The sequence below is a fragment of the Agromyces bracchium genome, from assembly GCF_009709675.1.
Classification (GTDB): domain Bacteria; phylum Actinomycetota; class Actinomycetes; order Actinomycetales; family Microbacteriaceae; genus Agromyces; species Agromyces bracchium.
Genome location: NZ_WMLB01000001.1, coordinates 1 through 20160 on the forward strand (window position 1 = coordinate 1; position 20160 = coordinate 20160).

Sequence of the window (20160 nt, forward strand, 5' to 3'; positions counted from 1 at the left end):
CCGGCCTGTTCGGCGGCATGGGCGGCTGCGCGATGATCGGCCAGACGATGATCAACGTGAAGGCCTCCGGCGCGCGCACCCGAATCTCGACGTTCCTCGCGGGCGTGTTCCTGCTCGTCCTCGTCGTCGTGCTCGGCGACGTCGTCGCGATCATCCCGATGGCCGCGCTCGTCGCCGTGATGATCATGGTGTCCGTCGCGACGTTCGACTGGCACTCCGTGCGCTGGTCGACGCTCAAGCGGATGCCGAAGTCGGAGACCACCGTCATGGTCACCACCGTCGTCATCGTCGTGATCACGCACAACCTCGCGATCGGCGTCATCGCCGGCGTCGTCGTCGCCATGATCGCCTTCGCCCGCCGCGTCGCGCACTTCGCGAGCGTCGAGCGACGCGTCGAGCTCGATGGGGCGGTGCCCACCGCGTACTACAGGGTGGACGGTGAGCTATTCTTCGCATCGAGCAACGACCTGACCACCCAGTTCGAGTACGCCGACGACCCCGACCGGGTCGTCATCGACATGTCCGGTTCGCACATCTGGGACGCCTCGACCGTCGCCGCGCTCGACAGCATCACCACCAAGTACGAGCACCACGGCAAGCGTGCGGTCATCGTCGGCATGAACGAGGCGAGCACCCGCCTGCACGGCCGCCTCGCCGGCAACCTGGGTGCCGGGCGCTAGCACGCCACATGACTTGAAGCGGACCCAACAGCACTCATTCGTCGATGGGCATCTCAATCATGCTGGCTCACCCTGGCGAAACCAGATCAAGGCCGGCAGGGCTGCCTCGATCTCGCGAAGTTCATCCGCTTCTCGACTAGTCCCACCGGAGCGCCGGCCTGATTGGCCGCCGATGGCTTCCCGGTACAACGATTCCACAGTGTCGATGGATTTCTCGATGCTGTGTCGTTCTGCGATCGCTCGGCTTGCGCGCGCCATGGCGTCGAGTTGCGTCCGCGTCGAGGTGGCGATGCGCACCATCCGGTCTGCAAGTTGCGAAACGCTGCCTGGCTCGAACAGGTAGCCGTTGACTCCATCCCGAACCAGATGCGGGAGTGCTAGTGCGTTGGCTACGAGTACTGGCTTGGAGGCCGAGAGCGCTTCAAGCGTTGCGAGAGATTGGAGATCCGCCGTTCCCGGCATGCAGAACATCGTGCAGCGAAGGTAGGCGTCCCGCAGCTCCTCATCCGTCACGCGCCCAAGGAATCGCACCCGATTGGAAACGTTCAAGTCGTCGCACAGAGCCATCAGCATCGGCAGTTGCTCCCCTCCGCCCACGATCTCCAACCGCAGGTTAGCGCTGTGCACTGCTTGAGCGATCGCGCGGATGATCTGGTCGACGTGCTTCTCCTTCGCGAGACGACCCACGAATAGCACGGTTGGTACGTCGCTGGCGCCATGGCTACCGTGCCCGGAGAACTGCTGGAGGTCGATCCCGTTAGAAATGACGCGGATCGGTGTCTGGATGCCGTTCTTGGCCATTTCCTCCGCGGATCGGCTCGTCGGCGTCGTGAGGATGTCTGCGTCAGCGAACTTCTTGTCCATGTCTTTCCACATCCACCACTTGACGATTCTCTTCAGCCAGTCGGGCGCGGGCACGAAAGGCAGCAAGTTCTCCGGCATGAGATGGTTTGTCGCGACCAACGCAACGCCCCTTCGCTTGGCTTCCCGTATCGCGGCGCTGCAGATCGCGAACGTGCCCTGAACGTGGACGACATCGGGGGCGAATTCATCGAAAGCCTGCCTGATGGTCGGGCGTACCTCCCATGGAACACCGACGCGGTGCGACGTGTGGACAGCCACGGCTCGCGACCTCACTTCGTACACGCTCACTCCGGTGTCGGCGCGGGAGAACCGTGCTCGACCGGCGGTGGATCGCGGCGCAACGATCCTTACCGCGTTCCCCCGTCGAGCCAGTGCGTCCGCGAGCCTATGCGTCGCGATGGCAGCTCCATTGATCTCTGGGAGGTAGGTTTCGGCGACGATCAGAACTTTGAGCGACTCCTGGGTTCGCACTGGCGACCTCGACTTCCAATTTCGGTGTATGACGTCACGGAGGTATCACGCGCTTGCCGTGCTGAGCTGTACCCCGTTGCGCGGCTCGGCTGACGGTGATGCGATGCGTTCCCGTCCGAGAGAGCGACGCACTCGCGTCCGGGACTCTTCAGTGACCGCCGGCGTGCGTGCGGACGCGCACAACCGGGCGCGGAACGGCACGGGTTCGATACTGCTGCCCTACACTAGGCGCGCCGTATCCACTAGACAACGACCAGAGATCTTGCCCCCTTCATCGCTTCTCCTTATGTGTTGATGGAGTGTCACGCTCCTTGAATAGGCGGTCAATGCGAACGTTGGATCGAGGCGTATCGAATCGCGAATCCTCGCGCGAACCGATTCCTGCAGCGTCATCGGGTGGTTCGTGCGGTCGTTCGCGATCTGCTCGATCGTTGGGCAGGGCTCACCCGGCGGGCAAGGCGTTCGACTTCGTCACGGCCCTCGCTCAATCAGGGCCCTAGACACAACACATCCGTCCAGCCCATCGCAGCGCAGGCCAACTCCGATGCCGATCAGCACGCTCGTCAAGTGCCTCGAGTCAGCGATTCAGCCGGAGGATCGTGCTCCCGGCCTTTGCTCCACCTGCCATCCGCAGCGTGAAGCCGATCTGGCGTGCTGCGGCCCGAGCTGCCATCCGCGAGTCCGCGGCAACGAGTCCGACGGAAGCGAGTCCTTCCAGCAATTCCTGCATGGCGATCTCCGCAATCACGTATTCGAACGCCATTGTCGGCTTGCCGCTGAGATGACGTGCGCGTGTCTCGATCGTGGCCTCGCGCGTAAGTCGCTCAAGGTTGTGCTCGGCATGGCGGACGATTGCGTTCATCAGTCGCTCGAGCACTTGCCGGCGCTCGGCTCTCCGGACAACCGCCTGGGTGCTTCGGACGGCCGCCGAGATGTCTCGGCTCGTCAGCAGGTCCACGCGTCGAACCTGAGCGATGACGACGTCGACAGCCCGCGCGTACACCACCCGCTCGATGTCGACAAGCGGAAGTCCAAGCCGTCGGCGCCGATTCGCATAGGACTCAGCGAAGTCACGCATGGTCTGGGCGTGCTCGAGCATGTGCTCGGTCAGCGTCTCCCCGAACACCGTGAGCTGCCGAACATGCTCGTTGAGTGAGGGATCCTCGAAATACGCATCGGCGTCACGTTCATTCGCGCGGCGCTCTGCCGCGGACGTCGGGTGGAGGCGCTTCGGCGGCAACCCGGAACGCGCGAGCCGCCGCTTCAACCGTCGAGCTGCAGCATTCGCCTCAAGCTCCGCTTGATAGGTCTTGGGATCGCTCCGCCGCTGGCGCTGAAGCTCCGCCCGACGCTCCTTGTTCCGCTCAGCCCATTCCTTCGACGCGCGCCTGGTGCGTTCAGGGTCGGCGTCGCGTCGGGCAGCGGCGCGAGCGCTCACCTCCTCGCGGTGCGTCTCGTAATAGCGGTTGTAGTACTCGCGCACCTTGTCGCGGTTCGCCTCGACCCACTGCAGCTGGTACGTGCGCACCCGCTCGGGATGCTCCTCCCGCCAGCGCTTCGACCGTTCCCTCGCCTTCCGCCTCGTCTCGGCCTCGCGCCGCTTTCGCGCAGCGGCGCGGCGCGCAGAATCGCGGTTCTGCTGGCGTGAACGGTCGAGGTGTTGCTCCCGCCAGCGTCGGTTCAGCTCGCGTACGCGCTCGGGGTGGGCTGCCTTCCAGGCTCGGCTCTGCTCGTGGACGCGATCGAGGTTTGCCTCTCGCCAGCGTCGCTTCACCTCACTGGTGTGTTCCCGCTTCGCGGCAGCCCGAGCTGCTTCGTCGTCGTAATCCGGATCAGGCACGGCAGATCCCTATTCACGGGGAGGCGGTGCGAGCTCGATCACCAGGGCGAGGAGCTCGGAGCGATGCGCCGACGGATTGGTGATGACGCGTCCGACGACGGTGCGAAGGCGCTCGAGGTCCTCGGGCGGGAGTCCGTCGATCGGCTCGAGGCAGTACGCGATGTCCCGTTGGAGGTCGTACTCGTCATCATCGATCGCGATCTCCGGGTAGTAGAACAGCGCCGCGAGCGCAGTTCGGCTGAGAAGGTCGTCGAACTGCTCCTGCGGGACCGTCATGGCTGCACCTCCTGCTTGCGGCATCCTCGTGCCACAAGACTTACGCGAAGAACAGGTGCGCCGACGGTGCCGTGCCGGTCATCCGGCGATGAGAATCTCTACCTGACCAGCTCGACCGACGCACTGTCGACGCTGCGGCCGACGGGAGTGCCAAGGCCAAGGTCCTCATCTGCCTCGCGCGCACCCGCCGATGCCCGACGCGCACGGGCCTCCTGCGTCCGCACTCGAGCAAGCCGAAGCAGTGTCGCTGGCCCGGCGACCACGAACTTGAGCGCGTTCCAGGTGAAGAGCAGCCCGACGAGGTTGAGCCATCCGGGAGCGCCGCCCTCCGCCATCCCGAAGCAGAGCAGCGCTCCGAGGCCGTAGGGAACCGCAAATAGCATTGCCGGCACACCCCACTTGAGCCCGCGGCGCGTGTGGATGGCGTCGAGCAGCAGGTTCGTCGGCATGAAGCGTCGGAACGCGAGGCGAGTGCGGGCGACGACCACCCAGATGAGTCCGAACATGCTGCAGCCCTCCACGTGTTCGGCGACGAGAACCTGGAAGGACCGCCGAGGATCGGAGGTCATGCCACCGCGACGAGCGGTGCAACGAAACGAGGTCGCCTTCAGCGGCATTCTAGAACTGCGAACCGACAGCCGGAAGGCGTGTCGGGACACTCGGTCGCTGGCGTCCGAAATCGGCTTCATGCTCGGACAGCTGCCGCGCGAGACCGAGAGCACGCCGGGCCCGCGCCGCATCCGCCCGCTGCACGTCGGTGACGGGTTCCGGCCCCAAGGCAGACTTGCTCGCGACACCGTACCGATCTCGGTAGGCCGCGACCAAGCGGGCATGCCGGCGCCATTCCTCCATTGCCTGGCGCCCGGGTGTCCCGAGGGCAAGCGCCCACGGCTCCTTCGATGCCAGCGCCCGATCGAGAAGCGCATCCGCGCGCGCCTCCATGAGATCGCGCCGCTCGTCGAGCGCACGCCGCGCGCCGGGGTCGATCGCCCCCAATGCCGCCGGAATGAGCCCCGCGATGAAATGAGCCTCCCGGCGAGACGATCCACCTCGTGCACCGACACCACGCGCGGCCGCCACAACGATCCGCGCGCGAAGAACCGCCGCGACATCCTGCGCGTCATCGAAACCCCGCCCGCCGACGGCCGCAGAAAGCAGCTGCTCGACGTCGAAGCCGGCCGCCTCCCCGCGCCGCAGCTCCGCGCCCAGCGGCCCCAACGCCTCAGACGAGATCACGGCAGTTGCTTGCTCGTCGCCAAGGCCGGAAGTACGCACCAGCCCAGCCCAACGATCGCGCTGCGCCGCCGCCGCGATCGTCTCGTACTCCGCTGCGAGCTGCGCAATCGACCCCCACGAGTCCTGCTCCGCCGCGAGCGTCTCGTGCGCCGACGGTTCGGCGCCGACGTGGTGCAGCACCCCGTATAGGACGCTCCGCGCCGTCACCGTCTCCGCATCGCCCGGTCGAGGCCCGGCATGCGCGACATCGGGTCGGTCGACGGCGACGTACGCGACGTTCGACTCCCGCCCACGCGTCATCCCCACATAGAAGTTCTCTCGCGACGTGCCCGACGCGACCACGACGTGCGCGGTGTCCGTCGTGATGCCCTGCGCACGGTGCGCGGTCACGGCGTACCCGAGCTCGACATGACCTGCGACGTACGACGCGGGCAGCACGACGGTGCCGCTCCAGGAACGACCCGGCCGTTGCACCTCGATCGAACCGTCCTTGTGCACCGCTGCAACCGTCCACCGGTCCCCGTTGCGAACCCATCCCCCGCCCGCACGGCGGCGCCGATCATTCCGGCGCGTGATGACGGTGTCGCCGACGGATGCCGCGGTCCCGTCGTGAAGAGCCACTTCGCGTGTTGCGTCGACCCGCCCCTCCAAGATCAGCTCGCTGCGTGCCCGGATGTTGATGGCCAGCACCGCCTCGTTCGATTCGCTGATCAGGAGGCTCGCCTTGCCGGCGCGGCTATCCAGACGCCACGCTGCGTAGGCGGCATCTGCCATGGCCTCCGTACTGCCTTCGACCACGCGGTCATGCGCGACGTACTGGTCGATCGCGTCGGTCTGGCCATTGCGCAGCGACAAGGATGCCTCCTTCTCCCAAGCATGCACGAAGCGATGCACCTCAGCGAGTTCGGCGACATCCGTTCGGTGGTGAACGAGCATCGAGAACGCGCCGCCGGCGTCGACGGACTGCAGTTGCGCGGGGTCGCCGACGAGGAGAACCTTCGCTCCCCCGCGTTCGGCGAGCGCGGTCACTCGGTCGAGGTGCAGGGTGCCTGCGAGGGATGCCTCATCGACGATGACGAGTTGTCCGGGCCGGAACGACGTGCCCGAGGCCAGATGGTCGTGCCACCACTTCGCGAGGTTCTCGGTCGGAATGCCGAGGTCCTCTGAGAGCACGTGGGCTGCCGCGGCGGATGGCGCGAGCCCGACGACCGAGCCGGCGCCGCGTGCTCGTTCCCAAGCTCGTCGAAGTGCGCTCATGGTGGTCGTCTTCCCTGTGCCGGCCGGCCCCACGAGCACGTCGACGACGCGCCCCGACGCGACGATCCTGGCGATCGCCTCGAGTTGTCGAGAGTCGACCAGCGGCGTGCCTCGGCGGCGACCTAGCGTCGCCCGCTCCGTGGTTGGCGCGACACGTGGCGCCGACTCGCGTTCTGAACGCTCAAGCAGGTTCGCCTCAGCCGCCATCACATCCGTCGACGTGAACACGGCGGAGTGCTTCGGTCGGAACACGGAGCTCCCGTCGACTCGCTGGAACGCCGCCGGGCTCGATGCAAGCTCCGGCGGGGTCAGACGCAGCGACACCTGTTCCGCGGCATCGACGATCATCCCCACCACCGCCTCGCGATCGGCGGCCGAAGCGAATCGAAGTCCCATCGTCTGGCGCGCCGCCTCGGCCACGAGGTTCCAATGCCGCCACGTCGCACGCTTCTCGCTCACGCCGTGCATGACCGCTACCCCGAGCGCACGAACCTCGGGAAGCGGGAGATCGTGGGCGCCGAGCACGCCCTGCGATCCGTTCGCCGTCGCCGTGCCCGCCCAGCTCGTGGCATCCGTACCGAGCACGCGCGACGCGCGCTCACACCAACCTGCCGTGAGATCTGCGAGCGAACGAACATGCTTGACGGGGCGAGTCGACAGGGTGGCCTGCGCGCGCAGCTTCATGATGGTCACCCGACCGGGACGACGCCCATGCGTTGCGATGTGCGCTTCGATCAGCCGGTCCGTCTCCTGGCCGATGTGCCGCGATCGCGTCGAGAACTCGGCGACCAACGAGTCAGGAACCGTCGCGATCGCCCACGCGGGATTGCGGTCACGCCCTCGCGCCCGCTGCTCCCAATGCACGCCGATCAGGCGGGTCAGCTCGTCGGCGAAGATCGCCTCGTGCAGCTCCGAGATCGCAACGACCGCCGCATGCAGTGGCCGGCCGTCGAGCGAGCGCCACCGTCCGTCGAGCACGGTCATGACCTTGTTGCTGATCACGACGTGCGTGTGCAGGTGCGGATCGCCGGCGCGACTGTCGAAGTGGTCGTATGCGGTTGCGATGACCCCCGAGACCTCGACCTGCGCAACGGCGCCATCGCGCACCGCAACCCCGGTGCGCGTCGCTGCAACTTCGCGCTCGAGGTAGGCAAGCGATTCTGCAACCGCTGCATGGTGCGCTTGCGCGATGAGCGCCTGCGTCGTCGCATCCGCAATGCCCCAGAGCACGCTTGCGGACTTCGGAATCGAGAACGTGAAGTCGTAACCGGCGACGGCGCGACGGCGGGATGTCTCGTGGCCGGGCTGTCTCGCCGATTAGTCGTTAGGCTTCGACCGCCTGCTGACGGAGCGCTGGTTCGACTTCGTCGATGAGCTTGATCCATCCGCGCATCACGGTTAGGCCATCCACGAACAGGGTGAGCCCCTCTCGAAGGGTGCGAAGAGGCTTGCGCAGGTCTCGCGACATTTTCTCGATTGGCTCAATCTGCTCGATCATCGATGCGACCGCAGCCATACCGACCTCTGCTTGCTCGACCATCCCTCTGATCGCGTCAAAAAACCCCTCGAATTGCTGGAGCGACTCGGGGTTCGCAGCGACTTCCGCAGGAGCGCGCTCGATGATGACGCGGACGCCCTCGTCGACCTCGTTGAGGCTGCTTGCAAAGTCGCCGCCGAGGCCGCGGACCTGCTCGGCAGGCTGCGCGAGGCTCTCCGCCAACGCGCGCGCCACACGCAACCGATTCGCGACCTCAGCCTGAGGATTTCGGTTCGACTTGATGTCGGTGGTCGCCTCCTGCATCGCTCGGCCGATGTCCTCAATCGCGCTGCCGACCTCGGCCAAAATGTCAGTCATGCGCGGGAGGGAAGTCTCCATCGCGCCTAGCTTGTCCAGCGATCCGAGCGAAGAGTCGTCCTGTTCTTCGTCTGCGACGCGATCGAGATCGAGTGCCGCCGCGCTCGCCTCAGCCGCCGCATTGGCCTGCACCAACCGTTCCGCAAGCTGCGCGACGGCTCGGCGGTACTCACCAGAGCCCAACTCTGCGAACTTCAACTCGGTCCAGTCGGACCATTGGAATCGTCGAACCAGGGCGATCAGGTCATCGTCCGGATCCTCAACGTGCAATCCGGGAAAGTTGACCCACAACAGCGGCAGCACGAGTTCCTTGACACCCAAGCGCTCAGCTCGGCGGGCGAAGAAATTGAGCTCTCGACGGCACTCCTTGCTCTGGAAGTATCGCGGAGTGATCACGGGCACGAAGAAGGCAACCGTCGCCAGACTCGCGTCAATCTCCGGCTTCCAGTCGTCGCCCCATCCCAGTTGGTCGCGGTCGAGGAACAGTTCAACTGTCTCGCCGGTTAGCATCTCGAATTGAGCGCGAACGTCACGGGCCAATTGGGCGATCCGCCCTGAGTCGGCATTGTCATCAGCATGCACGTACGACCAGAAGCCTGAAATAGAGGTCACGCACCCATAGTGGCAGAGGGCTCGCGAGTGGCAGAAGGGTCACGCGGAGGGGTTCCGGCGGGGATTGCCAAATCTGGCCGTATAAGCCTGAAGCCCGGTCCACCGCTACTTCCGCGGTATTCCGGGCTTCTCCTATGGCTGGGGTACCTGGACTCGAACCAAGAACAACTGAACCAGAATCAGCCGTGTTGCCAATTACACCATACCCCAATGGCCCTGAACCGGGGTTCCGGGCCGACATGTAACTGTAGCCGATCGCGGGGTGCGGTCCAAATCGAGGGGGCCTCGTGAGCGGATGCCGCGGCAGCGACGAGAGCGGCGCGGCCGCGGCATCCGTCGGGGTCAGCCGACGAGTGCGGCGAGGCGGTCCAGGCGCTCGAGCGAGTCGACGCGACCGAGGATCTGCATGGACTCGAAGAGCGGCGGCGAGACGCGTCGGCCGGAGACCGCGACGCGGATCGGGCCGAACGCGACGCGGGGCTTGAGGCCGAGTCCGTCGATGATCGCGGAGCGGAGGGCCTCCTCGATCTCGGTGTGCGTCCATGCCTCGCCGGGAATGCGCTCGAGCGCCTCGCGGGCGGCGGCGAGGACAGCGGGCGCGTCGGCGGGCAGCGACCCGACGGCGGCCTCGTCGAACTCGAGCGAAGCGGCATCCGTGAAGAGGAAGCCGAGGAGGCCGGGCACCTCGCCGAGCACGGTGATGCGCTCCTGCACGAGCGGGGCGGCCTCGACGAGGAGGGCCTCCTCGCCGGGCGTGATCGGCGTCGAGACGACGCCGGCGGCCTGCAGGTAGGGCACGGTGCGCGCCGTGAAGTCGGCGAGCTCGAGCAGGCGGATGTGGTCGCCATTGATCGCGTCGGCCTTCTTCTGGTCGAAGCGGGCCGGGTTCGGGTTCACGTTCTCGACGTCGAACGCCTCGATGAGCTCGTTGCGGCTGAACACGTCGCGGTCGGCCGAGAAGCCCCAGCCGAGCAGGGCCAGGTAGTTGACGAGGCCCTCGGGGATGAAGCCGCGGTCGCGGTGGTGGAACAGGTTCGACTCGGGGTCGCGCTTGGAGAGCTTCTTGTTGCCCTCGCCCATGACGTAGGGCAGGTGGCCGAAGCGCGGCACGAAGCTCGTCACGCCGATCTCGATGAGCGCGTGGTACAGCGCGATCTGGCGCGGCGTCGACGAGAGCAGGTCCTCCCCGCGCAGCACGTGCGTGATGCCCATGAGCGCGTCGTCGACCGGGTTCACGAGCGTGTAGAGCGGGGCGCCGTTCGGGCGCACCACGACGAAGTCGGTCGTCGAGCCGGCCGCGAAGTCGATGCGGCCGCGCACGAGGTCGTCGAAGCCGAGGTCGACGTCGGGCACGCGCAGGCGCAGCGCCGGCTGGCGCCCCTCGGCGCGGAAGGCGGCGCGCTGCTCGTCGGTGAGGTCGCGGTCGAAGTTGTCGTAGCCGAACTGCTTCGGCCGACCGGCCGCCTCGTTGCGTGCGTCGATCTCGTCGGCGGTCGAGTAGCTCTCGTAGACGTGCCCGGCGGCCTTCAGCCGCTCGATGACGTCGGCGTAGATGTCACCGCGCTGCGACTGACGGTAGGGCTCGTGCGGGCCGCCGACGTCGACACCCTCGTCCCACGTCAGGCCGAGCCAGGTGAGCGCGTCGATGATCTGCGCGTAGCTCTCCTCGCTGTCGCGCGCGGCGTCGGTGTCCTCGATGCGGAAGACGAAGGTTCCGCCGGTGTGGCGCGCGTACGCCCAGTTGAAGAGGGCCGTGCGCACGAGGCCGACGTGCGGGGTACCGGTGGGCGAGGGGCAGAACCGCACGCGGATGTCGGATCCGGTGGCGGTCGTCGTGGGGTGGGTCGTGTCAGACATCGCCCTCAATGGTACGGCCCGGGCCGGCATCCGCGGGGGTGCCGCCGCGGCCCGCGACGAGGCGCGCGAGCGCCTCGGCGGCCACCGCGACGGCCGGGACCCCGCGACCGCCGCGCGCGGTGACGAGGTGCAGCGTCCGCCGGTCGCCGTTCATGGTGCCGCGCACCGCCACCCCGGCGCGCGTGCCCGCCGACTCGATCGCGAGCGCGGGCAGCACGGCGACGCCCAGTCCGCTCGCCACGAGCTCCTCGACGGCGACGAAGTTGTCGGTCTCGACGGCGATGCGCGGCGCGAAGCCCGCGGTGTCGCACAGCTCGAGCAGGTGGCCGCGGCAGCGCGGGCAGCCGGCGATCCACGACTCCCCCGCGAGCCCTGCGAGGTCGACGGTGTCGCCGCCCGCGAGCGGGTGGGCGTCGGGCAGCACGACATGCATCGGGTCGCTGCCGATCGTCGTCACCTCGAGCCCGCGCGCGCTCTCGCGGTGCGGGTCGCTGCGGTCGCCCGGGTAGCTGAACGTCAGCGCGAGGTCGGCGCGGTCCTCGCGTACGGCCGCGACCGCCTCGGGCGGCTCGGCCTCGACGAAGCTGACCCGCACGCCCGGGTGCCGGCGAGCCATCTCGGCCATGAGCTCGGGCACGATCGTCGGCGACGCCGACGGGAAAGCCATGAGCCGCACGCGCCCCGAGCGAAGCCCGCGCAGTTCGGCGAGCTCGCCGCGGGCCGCCTCGAGGGCGGTCGCGACCGCGCCGCCGTGCCGCGCGAGCACACGGCCGGCAGGGGTGAGACGGATGCCGCGGCCGGTCCGCTCCACGAGTGCGACGCCTGCGCGCGCCTCGGCCCGTCGCACCTGCTGGCTGAGCGCCGGCTGGCTGTATCCCAGGGCGTTCGCGGCCGCGGTGATCGACCCGCGCTCGGCGATCTCGCGGAGCACGAGCAGGCTGGTGGCGTCGAGGTCGGCGAGGCCGGTGGTCTCGGCGGGCGAGGCTGGCGAGGAATCCATGCACCGATCATAAGCCTGCCTTATGCAACAGATCGCAGACCTGCTCTCGACGGATCGAACCCCACCGCTCAGGCTGGAAGCATGACCGCGACCACCCTCGCCTCGACCGCGACGACGCTCCCCGACCCGCGCTTCACCGCCGGCCGCGGCTACCTCGCCGCGTGCACGCTCGGCATCCCCGCCGCGCCAACCGTCGCCGCGGTCGCGCGCGACCTCGAGCGCTGGCGCGACGGCCGCGCCTCCGCCGCCGAGTACACGGGCGTCGTCGAGCGGGCGCGCGGCCACGCCGCGACGCTCCTCGGCACCACTGCCGACCGCGTCGCCGTCGGCTCGCAGGTCTCGGTCTTCACGGGACTCGTGGCCGCGTCGGCCCCGGCGGGCGCCGAGGTGCTCTGCGTCGACGGCGACTTCAGCTCGGTCGTCGCGCCGTTCCTCGCCCGTGGCGACCTGCGCGTGCGCCACGTGCCGCTCGCGCACCTCGCCGACGAGGTGCGCCCGACCACGTGGCTCGTCGCGTTCTCGCTCGTGCAGTCCGCGACGGGCGAGGTCGCCGACGCGGCATCCGTCATCGCGGCGGCCCGCACGGCGGGCGCGCTCACCCTGGTCGACACGACGCAGGCGACCGGATGGCTCCCCACCACCGACCTCGGCGCCGACCTCGTCGTCTGCCACGCGTACAAGTGGCTCTCCGCGCCGCGCGGCGCGGCCTTCATGTCGGTGGGCGACCGCGCGCTCGACGAGATCACCCCGTTCACCGCGGGGTGGTACTCGGGAGAGGACCCGTGGGCGTCGTGCTACGGGCCCGAGCTGCACCTAGCCGCGGGCGCGCGGCGGTTCGACGTCTCCCCCGCGTGGCACGCCTGGGCGGGCGCCGAAGCGGCGCTCGAACTTGCGGCCGGCCTCGACCCCGCCGCCGTGCTCGCGCACGACCTCGGACTCGCGAACGGGTTCCGGGCGCGACTCGGGCTCGCGGCATCCGACAGCGCGATCGTCACCTGGCCAGACCCCGACGGCGACGACCTCGCCGCGTTGACCGCGGCGGGCCTCGTCGCCTCCGGCCGCGCCGGGCGCGCCCGCGTCGCGTTCCACGTGTGGAACGACGAGGAGGACGTCGAGCTCGCAGCGGCGGCCGTGCGATCGGCGCGGGGCTGACCGGGGCGGTCCGACTCCGGACGAGGGCGGGCGCCCACGGCCCGCGCTACCGTGGGGGCATCTCGACGCAGAGGAGCACCTCATGGGCAAGGTGGTCATGTACGCCACGGTGTCGGTCGACGGCTTCATCGCCGATGAGGACGACCAGCCAGGGCCCCTGTTCGACTGGTTGACGAGCGGTGACGTGCCGCTCGACGACAGCGGCGTGCTGAAGGTGTCGCAGGCGTCCCACGACGTCATCCGCTCGTACTGGGACGAGATCGGCGTGACGATCTGCGGCCGCCGCGTCTTCGACCTGACCGACGGCTGGGACGGAACGCCTCCGAGCGGTATCGACCACGTGGTCGTCGTGACGCACCGGCCGCCGCCCGAGGGGTGGGACCCGGCAGCGCCGTTCCACTTCGTCGACGGCATCGAGGCCGCCGTCGCCGCGGCGCAGGAGCTCGCGGGCGACCGTACCGTCGAGGTCGCCGCGGGCGACGTCGGCGGCCAGGCGCTCGCCGCCGGCCTGGTCGACGAGGTGCGCATGGATGTCGCACCCGTCGTGCTCGGGTCGGGCCGGCGCTTCTTCGGGTCGGTCGACGCGCAGCACCTGCTGGAGGATCCGGACGTCGTGATCCGGGGCGAGCGGGTGCTGCACCTGCGCTATCGCGTGCGCCGCTGACCGGCCTCCGCGATCAGCGCGCGTGCGCCTCGCGCACCGGGTTCACGAGCGAGCCGAGGCCCGACACCGCCACCTCGACCGAGTCGCCGTCGACGATCGGCCCGACGCCGGCGGGCGTGCCCGTCAGGATCACGTCGCCCGGCAGCAGCGTGAACACGTCGGACGCGTACGAAACGATCTTCGCGACCGAGTGCACCATGTCGGCGAACCGCCCGTGCTGGTGCCGCGTGCCGTTGACGCTCGTCGTGAGCTCGCCGTGCGCGAGGTCGACGTCGGTCTCGATCACCGGGCCGAGCGGGCAGAAGGTGTCGAAGCCCTTGGCGCGCGTCCACTGGCCGTCGCGGCGCTGCAGGTCGCGTGCCGTCACGTCGTTCGCGATCGTGTAGCCGAAGACGACGGATGAGGCATCCGCCTCGCTCACGCGGCGGGCGACGCGCCCGATCACCACGGCGAGCTCGCCCTCGAACTCGACCTGCGCGCTCTCGGGCGGCAGCACGATCGCGTCGCCCGGGCCGATCACCGACGTGTTCGGCTTCAGGAACAGCAGCGGCTCGGCCGGCGCCTCGCCGCCCATCTCCTCCGCATGCTCGCGGTAGTTCTTGCCGACGGCGACGACCTTCGACCGCGGGATCACCGGCGCGAGCAGCTTCGCGTCGGCGAGCGCGACGCGCTCCCCCGTCGGCTCGTAGCCGGCGAACATCGGGTCGGCCTTCAGCACGACGAGTTCGTGCTCCTCCTCATCGACGACGCCGAACGAGATGGTCTCACCGTGGGAGAAGCGCGCGATCTTCATGCGTCCAGCCTATTCCGCGGCATCGGCCGCGGGCCGGGGCGCCGCGGCGTCGTGGCCGGGCCGCGGCCCGTCGGGGATCAGGCGCTTGCCGAGCCCGACCGCGCCGTCGAGCTCGTACCCGAGCCGGCGGTACCACTCGATCACGGCCGTGTTCGTCGAGCGCACCTGCAGGTTGAGCTTGGGGCATCCGCGCTCGAGCAGCAGCCGCTCGGCCTCGGCCATCAGCCGCGCGCCGAGCCCGCCGCCGCGATGGGCCGCATCGACCGCGAGGTAGTTCACCCAGCCCCGATGCCCCTCGTAGCCGACCATCGCCGTGCCGACGACGGCGTCATCATCGCCAGCGACCGCGACGAGGAACAGCTCGGGCTGCACCGTCAGCTTGCGCTCGATGTCGCGGTACGGGTCGTTCCACGGCACGACGAGGCCCGCCGCGCGCCAGAGCGCGACGACGGGCTCGGTGTCGGCGACGTCGAACGAGCGGATGCGCACGGACGTCTGGCCCGCGGCATCCGCTCGATTCGCCTCACTCACGCGTCGAGTCGGACCATCCAGCCGTGGCGGTCCTCGACGCGGCCGTACTGGATGCCCGTGAGCTCCTCGCGGAGCGACAGGGCGAGCTCGTCCGCCTGCGGGCCGGAGTGCACGATCTCGAAGTCCTCGCCGAGCAGGCGGCCGATGGGCACCACGACGGCGGCCGTGCCGCACGCGAACGCACCGACGATGTCGCCGGATGCCGCGCCCTCGCGCCACTCGTCGAGCGTGATCGGGCGCTGCTCGATCTGGTGGCCGCGGTCGGCCGCGAGCCGCAGGATCGAGTCGCGCGTGATGCCCTCGAGGATCGAGTCGGACTCGGGCGTGAGGAGCGTGCCGTCCTTCTTCACGAGGACGACGTTCATGCCGCCAAGCTCTTCCAGGTACTTGCCCTCGTCGAGGAAGAGCACCTGCTGGCAGCCCTTCTCGTGCGCCTCAGCCTGGGGCAGCAGGCTGGAGGCGTAGTTGCCGCCGGTCTTCGCCGCACCCGTGCCGCCCTTGCCCGCACGGGCGTAGTGCGTGGAGAGCCAGATGTTCACGGGCTGCACGCCGCCGGGGAAGTACGCCGCGGCCGGGCTCGCGATCAGGTAGTAGGCGACCTTCTTCGCCGGGCGCACGCCGAGGAACGCCTCCTTGGCGAACATGAACGGCCGCAGGTAGAGGCTCGTCTCGGGCGCGCTCGGCACCCAGTCGGCGTCGACCGCGATGAGCTGCTTGAGCGAGTCGATGAAGATCTCGACGGGCAGCTCGGGCAGTGCCATCCGCCTCGCCGAACGCTGCATGCGCGCCGCGTTCTCGTACGGGCGGAACGTGCGGATCGACCCGTCGGCATGGCGGTACGCCTTGAGGCCCTCGAAGATCTCCTGCGCGTAGTGCAGCACCGCGGCGGCCGGGTCGAGCTGGATCGGCCCGTACGGGGAGACGCGGGGCCGGTGCCATCCGCCCTTCTCAGACCAGCAGATGTCGGCCATGTGGTCGGTGAAGTGGTTGCCGAAGCCGGGGTCGGCGAGGATCGCGGCGCGCTCCTCCGCCGACTTCGCGGTCTCGTTGCTCGTGACCTGCCAGACGAGGCCGGCGGGCGACGGGGTCTTCAGGGTGAGGTTCGACGTGGTCAAGGTGTCCTCCTTCGGAAGGGTGCGAGTCAGTGGGCGCCGACGGTGGCGCCGATGCGTGCGGCGATGGCGTCGCCGATCTCGGAGGTCGAGCGTCGAGCATCGCCTCGGTCGGCGATGTCGGCGGCGACCGCGTCGCGAACCCGGTCGGCGGCGCCTGCCTGCCCGAGGTGGTCCAGCAGGAGGGCCACCGAGAGGATGGCGGCGGTCGGGTCGGCGAGACCCGTCCCGGCGATGTCCGGAGCCGAACCGTGCACCGGCTCGAACATGCTCGGGAACCGGCCGTCGGGGTTGATGTTGCCCGAGGCCGCGAGTCCGATGCCGCCGCTGATCGCGCCGGCCAGATCGGTGAGGATGTCGCCGAAGAGGTTGTCCGTGACGATGACGTCGAATCTAGCAGGATCCGTGACCAGGAAGATCGTCGCGGCGTCGACGTGCAGGTAGTCGACCGCGACCTCCGGGTACTCGGCCGCGACGGCGTCGACCAGCCGCTTCCAGAGGGAGCCGGCGAAGACGAGCACGTTCGTCTTGTGCACCAGCGTCAGCTTCTTCTTCGGGCGAGCGGATGCCGCGGCGAACGCGTAGCGCACGACGCGCTCGATGCCGTAGGCCGTGTTCACCGAGACCTCGTTCGCGACCTCGGCGGGCGTGCCGACGCGGATCGCGCCGCCGTTGCCGACGTAGGGCCCCTCAGTGCCCTCGCGCACCACGACGAAGTCGACGTCACCGGGGTTCGCCAGCGGGCTGCTCACGCCCGGGTACAGCACCGACGGCCGCAGGTTGACGTAGTGGTCGAGCTCGAACCGGAGCTTCAGCAGCAGGCCGCGCTCGATGTTCGCGCCCGCGAGGCGCGGGTCGCCGGGCACGCCGCCGACCGCGCCGAGGAGGATGGCGTCGTGGCCCTTGATGGCCGCGAGGTCGTCGTCGGTCAGCGTGTCGCCGGTCTCGAGGTAGCGCGCGGCGCCGAGCGAGAAGTGCGTCTGCTCGAACACCACGTCGGTGCCGGCCGTGGCGGCCTCGAGCGACTTCAGCGCTTCGCCCACCACCTCGGGACCGATGCCGTCGCCCGGGATGACCGCGAGCCTGACCGTCGTTACCATGAACACTCCTTCGTACGCCAGCCCTCCCAGCGTACTGTCCGCCGCGAGCGGCGATCACTACACTCGGCGGCATCGGGGCGGCACCCCGCCCCCTGCCCCGCGGCCCTGCGCCGCCCGAGTGAAAGCAGGCACCCCAGAATGAGTCTCGGCCTCGGAATCGTCCTCTTCGCCATCGGCGCCGTCCTCGCGTTCGCGCTGAACCTCGCGGTGGACTGGATCAACCTGCAGATGGTCGGCTACATCCTCATGGCGGCGGGCGCCGTCGTGATCATCCTCGGCATCATCCTGATGGCCCGGCGTCGGAGCTCGGTCTCCACGTCGCGGACCGCGGTCGACCCGGCGACGGGCGAGCGCGTCACGCGCAACGAGACGTCGCGTCCGGACGACACCACCACTATCTGACCTGAAACGAGCGGGCCGGCCGCTCGACTCGCCCGCGAGGGGCGCCGCCTCACTCCGAGGCGGCGCCCCTCGCGTCGTCGGCGCCCCTCGCGTCGTGCAGGGTGAGCGCCGCGACGACGCCCGCGCCCACCATGAGCAGCACGCCGATGAACGAGGTCACGACGACGCCGCCGTCGAACGCGTGCGCGGCCGACGCGAGCAGTTCGGCGGATGCCGCGGCAGGCAGCGACTCGGCGACCGTGACGGCGCCCGCGAGCGTCTCGCGCGCGGCATCCGCCTGCGACGCCGTCAGGCCGACCGGCAGCTCGAGCGACGCGCGATACCAGGCCGCGAGGATGCTGCCGAGGAGCGCCGTGCCGAGCACCGCGCCGAGCTCGTACGCCGTCTCGGAGACCGCAGAGGCCGCCCCCGCCTTGGCGGGCGGCGCCGCCGAGAGGATCAGCTCGTTCGACACGGTCTCGGCCATGCCGATGCCGAGGCCGAGCAGCGCGAAGGCGATCACGACGCCCGCGATGCCCTGCTCCCCCGCCGTCAGCGCGACGACGAGGTAGCCGGCGGCCGAGACGGCGAGCGCCGACGGCACGAGCACGCGCGGGCGGATGCGTCGGGCGAGCGGCACCACGGAGAGGCCCGCGGCAATCATCACCACGAGGCCCGGTGCGAGCGCGAGGCCGGCCTGGACGGGCGAGAGCCCCGCGACGAGCTGCAGGTGCTGCGAGACGAAGTAGAGGAACCCGACGAGCGCGATCACGCTGAGCAGGTTCACCACCACGCCGCCGCCGAACGCACCGACGCGGAACAGCCGCATGTCGAGCATGGGCGTGCGTGCGCGCAGCTGGCGACGAACGAACCACGCGCCGAGCGCGAGGCCCCCGAGCACCGAACCGATCGCGATGGCGTCGACGCCCTCGGTCGCGAGGTGCTTGATGCCGTAGACCGTGGCGCCCATCGCGCCGAACGAGAGCAGGACGCTGGGCACGTCGATCGGTCCGGGCGCCGGGTCGCGGCTCTCTGGGATCAGGATCGGCAGCAGCACGACGAGCGGCACGAGCACCGGCACGGCGAGGAGGAACACCGAGCCCCAGGCGAAGTGCTCGAGGAGCAGCCCGCCGACGATCGGGCCGAGCGCGGCGCCGGCCGCGAAGCCCGACGCCCAGATCGCGATCGCGAGCCGCCGCTCTTCGCGCTCGGTGAAGACCGAGCGGAGCAGCGACAGCGTCGAGGGCATGAGCATCGCGCCGAAGAAGCCGAGTGCGGCACGTGCCGCGATGAGCGCCTCGGAGGTCGGCGCGAACGCGGCGCCGATCGACACGACGGCGAAGCCGATCGAGCCGATGAGCAACATGCGGCGACGGCCGAAGCGGTCGCCCGCGCTGCCCATCGCGACGAGCAGCGCGGCGAGCACGAGCGGGTACGCGTCGATGATCCAGAGCTGCTGCGCGGCCGTCGGCCCGAGGTCGCGCGCGATCTCGGGCAGCGCGAAGCTCAGCACGGTGTTGTCGACCGCGACGAGCAGGACCGGCAGCATGAGCACGGCGAGCGCGACCCAGCGGCGCGTCGCGGCGCGACGACCGGCCGGGGTCGAGGTGCGGCCGGGGTCGGGGCGCAGGGCGGATGCCGCGGCATCCGTCGTCGCGTGGCCCTCGGTGGTGCCGCTGCGGCGGGTCGTGTCGATCGTGCTGGTGTTCGTGTCGTTCGTCATGTCGGAGTCCTATTACTGTACCGGCTGGACGGTAGAGTATCAGATGCCGCCGACCGTTCCCCTCGCTACCATCGGAGCCATGAGCCGACCCCCCGCCGCCCGCGATGCCGTGCTCGACGCCTTCGAGCGACTGCTCATCGACGGCGGCGTGCGCGCGGCCACGCTCGACGCGACGGCCCGCGCCGCCGGCGTCTCGAAGGGCGGGCTGCTCTACCACTTCGCGAGCCGCGACGCGCTCGTCGACGGCGTGCTCGAGCGCTTCTCACGACTCGTCGACGACGACATCGCCGTGCTCGAGCGCGCGCCCGAGGGCGCGATCGCGTACTACGTCCGGAGCTCGGTCTCGCAGGACTCCCCGCTCGAACGAGCAGGCGTCGCCGCCGCCCGGCTCGCGCAGGCCGGCAGTGCACCCGCCGTGGTGATGATCCGCGACGTGCGCGACCGGTGGCTGCGCGCCATCCGCCGCCACGTACCCGACCCGACCATCGCGCTCGCGGTCACGCTCATCGGCGACGGGCTGTACTACGACTCGGCCCTCCACGGCGTCGACCCCGAGATCGGCGTCGACGCGCCGCACGGCGCCGACATGGACGCGCTCGTGTCGCTCTTGGAGCGACTCGCGCACGGGGCGTCGGCCGAGTAGCGCCGCCCCGCGGCAACCGCGCCGGTGGTCGAGCAGCACGCAGCGCAGCCGCGCGCGTATCGAGACCCTGACGTCGACGTCGCAACGCGCGACGATCCGACCACTCCCGCCAA

17 protein-coding genes, 1 tRNA gene and 1 pseudogene are annotated in these 20160 nt (G+C 69.6%); 5 read left to right on the plus strand and 14 right to left on the minus strand.

From position 1 onward, the window contains the following. The coding region (locus GJ743_RS00005) for an STAS domain-containing protein (RefSeq protein WP_155049902.1) at positions 1 to 680 on the plus strand (680 nt) is incomplete at its 5' end. Between the two features lie 57 nt (positions 681 to 737). Here the strand turns inward: GJ743_RS00005 and GJ743_RS00010 are convergent. The 9 genes and pseudogenes from GJ743_RS00010 to GJ743_RS00050 form a co-directional block, all read right to left on the minus strand. Continuing rightward, on the minus strand, positions 738 to 2015 hold the full coding sequence (locus GJ743_RS00010) for a glycosyltransferase (protein ID WP_155049903.1): 1278 nt from the start codon (positions 2013 to 2015) through the stop codon (positions 738 to 740). A gap of 577 nt (positions 2016 to 2592) precedes the next feature. Beyond that, a complete protein-coding gene (locus GJ743_RS00015) occupies positions 2593 to 3855 on the minus strand; it encodes a hypothetical protein (protein ID WP_155049904.1) in 1263 nt (420 codons plus the stop codon). Positions 3856 to 3864: 9 nt separating this feature from the next. Continuing rightward, positions 3865 to 4131 (minus strand): hypothetical protein, encoded by a 267-nt coding sequence (locus GJ743_RS00020; RefSeq protein ID WP_155049905.1) that lies wholly within the window; start codon positions 4129 to 4131, stop codon positions 3865 to 3867. A gap of 98 nt (positions 4132 to 4229) precedes the next feature. Then, positions 4230 to 4748: a hypothetical protein gene (locus tag GJ743_RS00025; protein WP_328288630.1), complete on the minus strand. Its 519-nt coding sequence runs from the start codon at positions 4746 to 4748 to the stop codon at positions 4230 to 4232. A 1-nt stretch (position 4749) separates the two neighbouring features. Further along, positions 4750 to 7920, minus strand: a pseudogene (gene mobF / locus GJ743_RS00030) (MobF family relaxase); the annotation flags it as partial. A 28-nt stretch (positions 7921 to 7948) separates the two neighbouring features. Then, entirely contained in the window at positions 7949 to 9091 is a 1143-nt protein-coding gene (locus tag GJ743_RS00035; RefSeq protein ID WP_155049906.1) for a TIR domain-containing protein, read from the minus strand. 135 nt (positions 9092 to 9226) lie between these two features. Further along, a tRNA-Gln gene (locus GJ743_RS00040) sits at positions 9227 to 9301 on the minus strand. Between the two features lie 132 nt (positions 9302 to 9433). Then, entirely contained in the window at positions 9434 to 10948 is a 1515-nt protein-coding gene (gene gltX, locus GJ743_RS00045) for a glutamate--tRNA ligase (RefSeq protein ID WP_155049907.1), read from the minus strand. Beyond that, a complete protein-coding gene (locus tag GJ743_RS00050; protein WP_155049908.1) occupies positions 10941 to 11948 on the minus strand; it encodes a LysR family transcriptional regulator in 1008 nt (335 codons plus the stop codon). Before GJ743_RS00050 ends, gltX begins: the two co-directional genes overlap by 8 nt. 81 nt (positions 11949 to 12029) lie before the next feature. On the opposite strand from GJ743_RS00050, the gene GJ743_RS00055 reads away from it, so the two are divergent. Together GJ743_RS00055 and GJ743_RS00060 are read left to right on the plus strand one after the other, a co-directional pair. Continuing rightward, positions 12030 to 13100 (plus strand): aminotransferase class V-fold PLP-dependent enzyme, encoded by a 1071-nt coding sequence (locus GJ743_RS00055; RefSeq protein WP_155049909.1) that lies wholly within the window; start codon positions 12030 to 12032, stop codon positions 13098 to 13100. Positions 13101 to 13182: 82 nt separating this feature from the next. Further along, complete coding sequence (locus tag GJ743_RS00060) at positions 13183 to 13764, plus strand: dihydrofolate reductase family protein (RefSeq protein WP_155049910.1); 582 nt, start codon at positions 13183 to 13185, stop codon at positions 13762 to 13764. 13 nt (positions 13765 to 13777) lie between these two features. Here the strand turns inward: GJ743_RS00060 and GJ743_RS00065 are convergent, their stop codons facing one another. The 4 genes from GJ743_RS00065 to GJ743_RS00080 are packed head-to-tail and all read right to left on the minus strand — an operon-like array spanning position 13778 to position 17300. After that, positions 13778 to 14557, minus strand: a complete 780-nt coding sequence (locus tag GJ743_RS00065; protein ID WP_155049911.1) for a fumarylacetoacetate hydrolase family protein — start codon at positions 14555 to 14557, stop codon at positions 13778 to 13780. A gap of 9 nt (positions 14558 to 14566) precedes the next feature. After that, positions 14567 to 15088 (minus strand): GNAT family acetyltransferase, encoded by a 522-nt coding sequence (locus GJ743_RS00070; protein WP_328288631.1) that lies wholly within the window; start codon positions 15086 to 15088, stop codon positions 14567 to 14569. Then, positions 15085 to 16182: a branched-chain amino acid aminotransferase gene (locus GJ743_RS00075; protein WP_155049978.1), complete on the minus strand. Its 1098-nt coding sequence runs from the start codon at positions 16180 to 16182 to the stop codon at positions 15085 to 15087. Before GJ743_RS00075 ends, GJ743_RS00070 begins: the two co-directional genes overlap by 4 nt. A 47-nt stretch (positions 16183 to 16229) precedes the next feature. Then, the gene (locus tag GJ743_RS00080; protein ID WP_155049912.1) at positions 16230 to 17300 is read right to left on the minus strand and encodes a 3-isopropylmalate dehydrogenase; all 1071 of its coding nucleotides are present in this window, start codon (positions 17298 to 17300) and stop codon (positions 16230 to 16232) included. 138 nt (positions 17301 to 17438) lie between these two features. On the opposite strand from GJ743_RS00080, the gene GJ743_RS00085 reads away from it, so the two are divergent. After that, positions 17439 to 17702: a DUF6458 family protein gene (locus tag GJ743_RS00085; RefSeq protein ID WP_155049913.1), complete on the plus strand. Its 264-nt coding sequence runs from the start codon at positions 17439 to 17441 to the stop codon at positions 17700 to 17702. Between the two features lie 49 nt (positions 17703 to 17751). Here the strand turns inward: GJ743_RS00085 and GJ743_RS00090 are convergent, their stop codons facing one another. Next, a complete protein-coding gene (locus tag GJ743_RS00090) occupies positions 17752 to 19404 on the minus strand; it encodes an MFS transporter (protein ID WP_155049914.1) in 1653 nt (550 codons plus the stop codon). A 79-nt stretch (positions 19405 to 19483) separates the two neighbouring features. Here GJ743_RS00090 and GJ743_RS00095 point away from each other — a divergent pair, with 79 nt between their 5' ends. Beyond that, positions 19484 to 20047, plus strand: coding sequence for a TetR/AcrR family transcriptional regulator (locus GJ743_RS00095; protein ID WP_155049915.1), 564 nt, complete (start codon positions 19484 to 19486; stop codon positions 20045 to 20047). Positions 20048 to 20160: the final 113 nt, after the last annotated feature.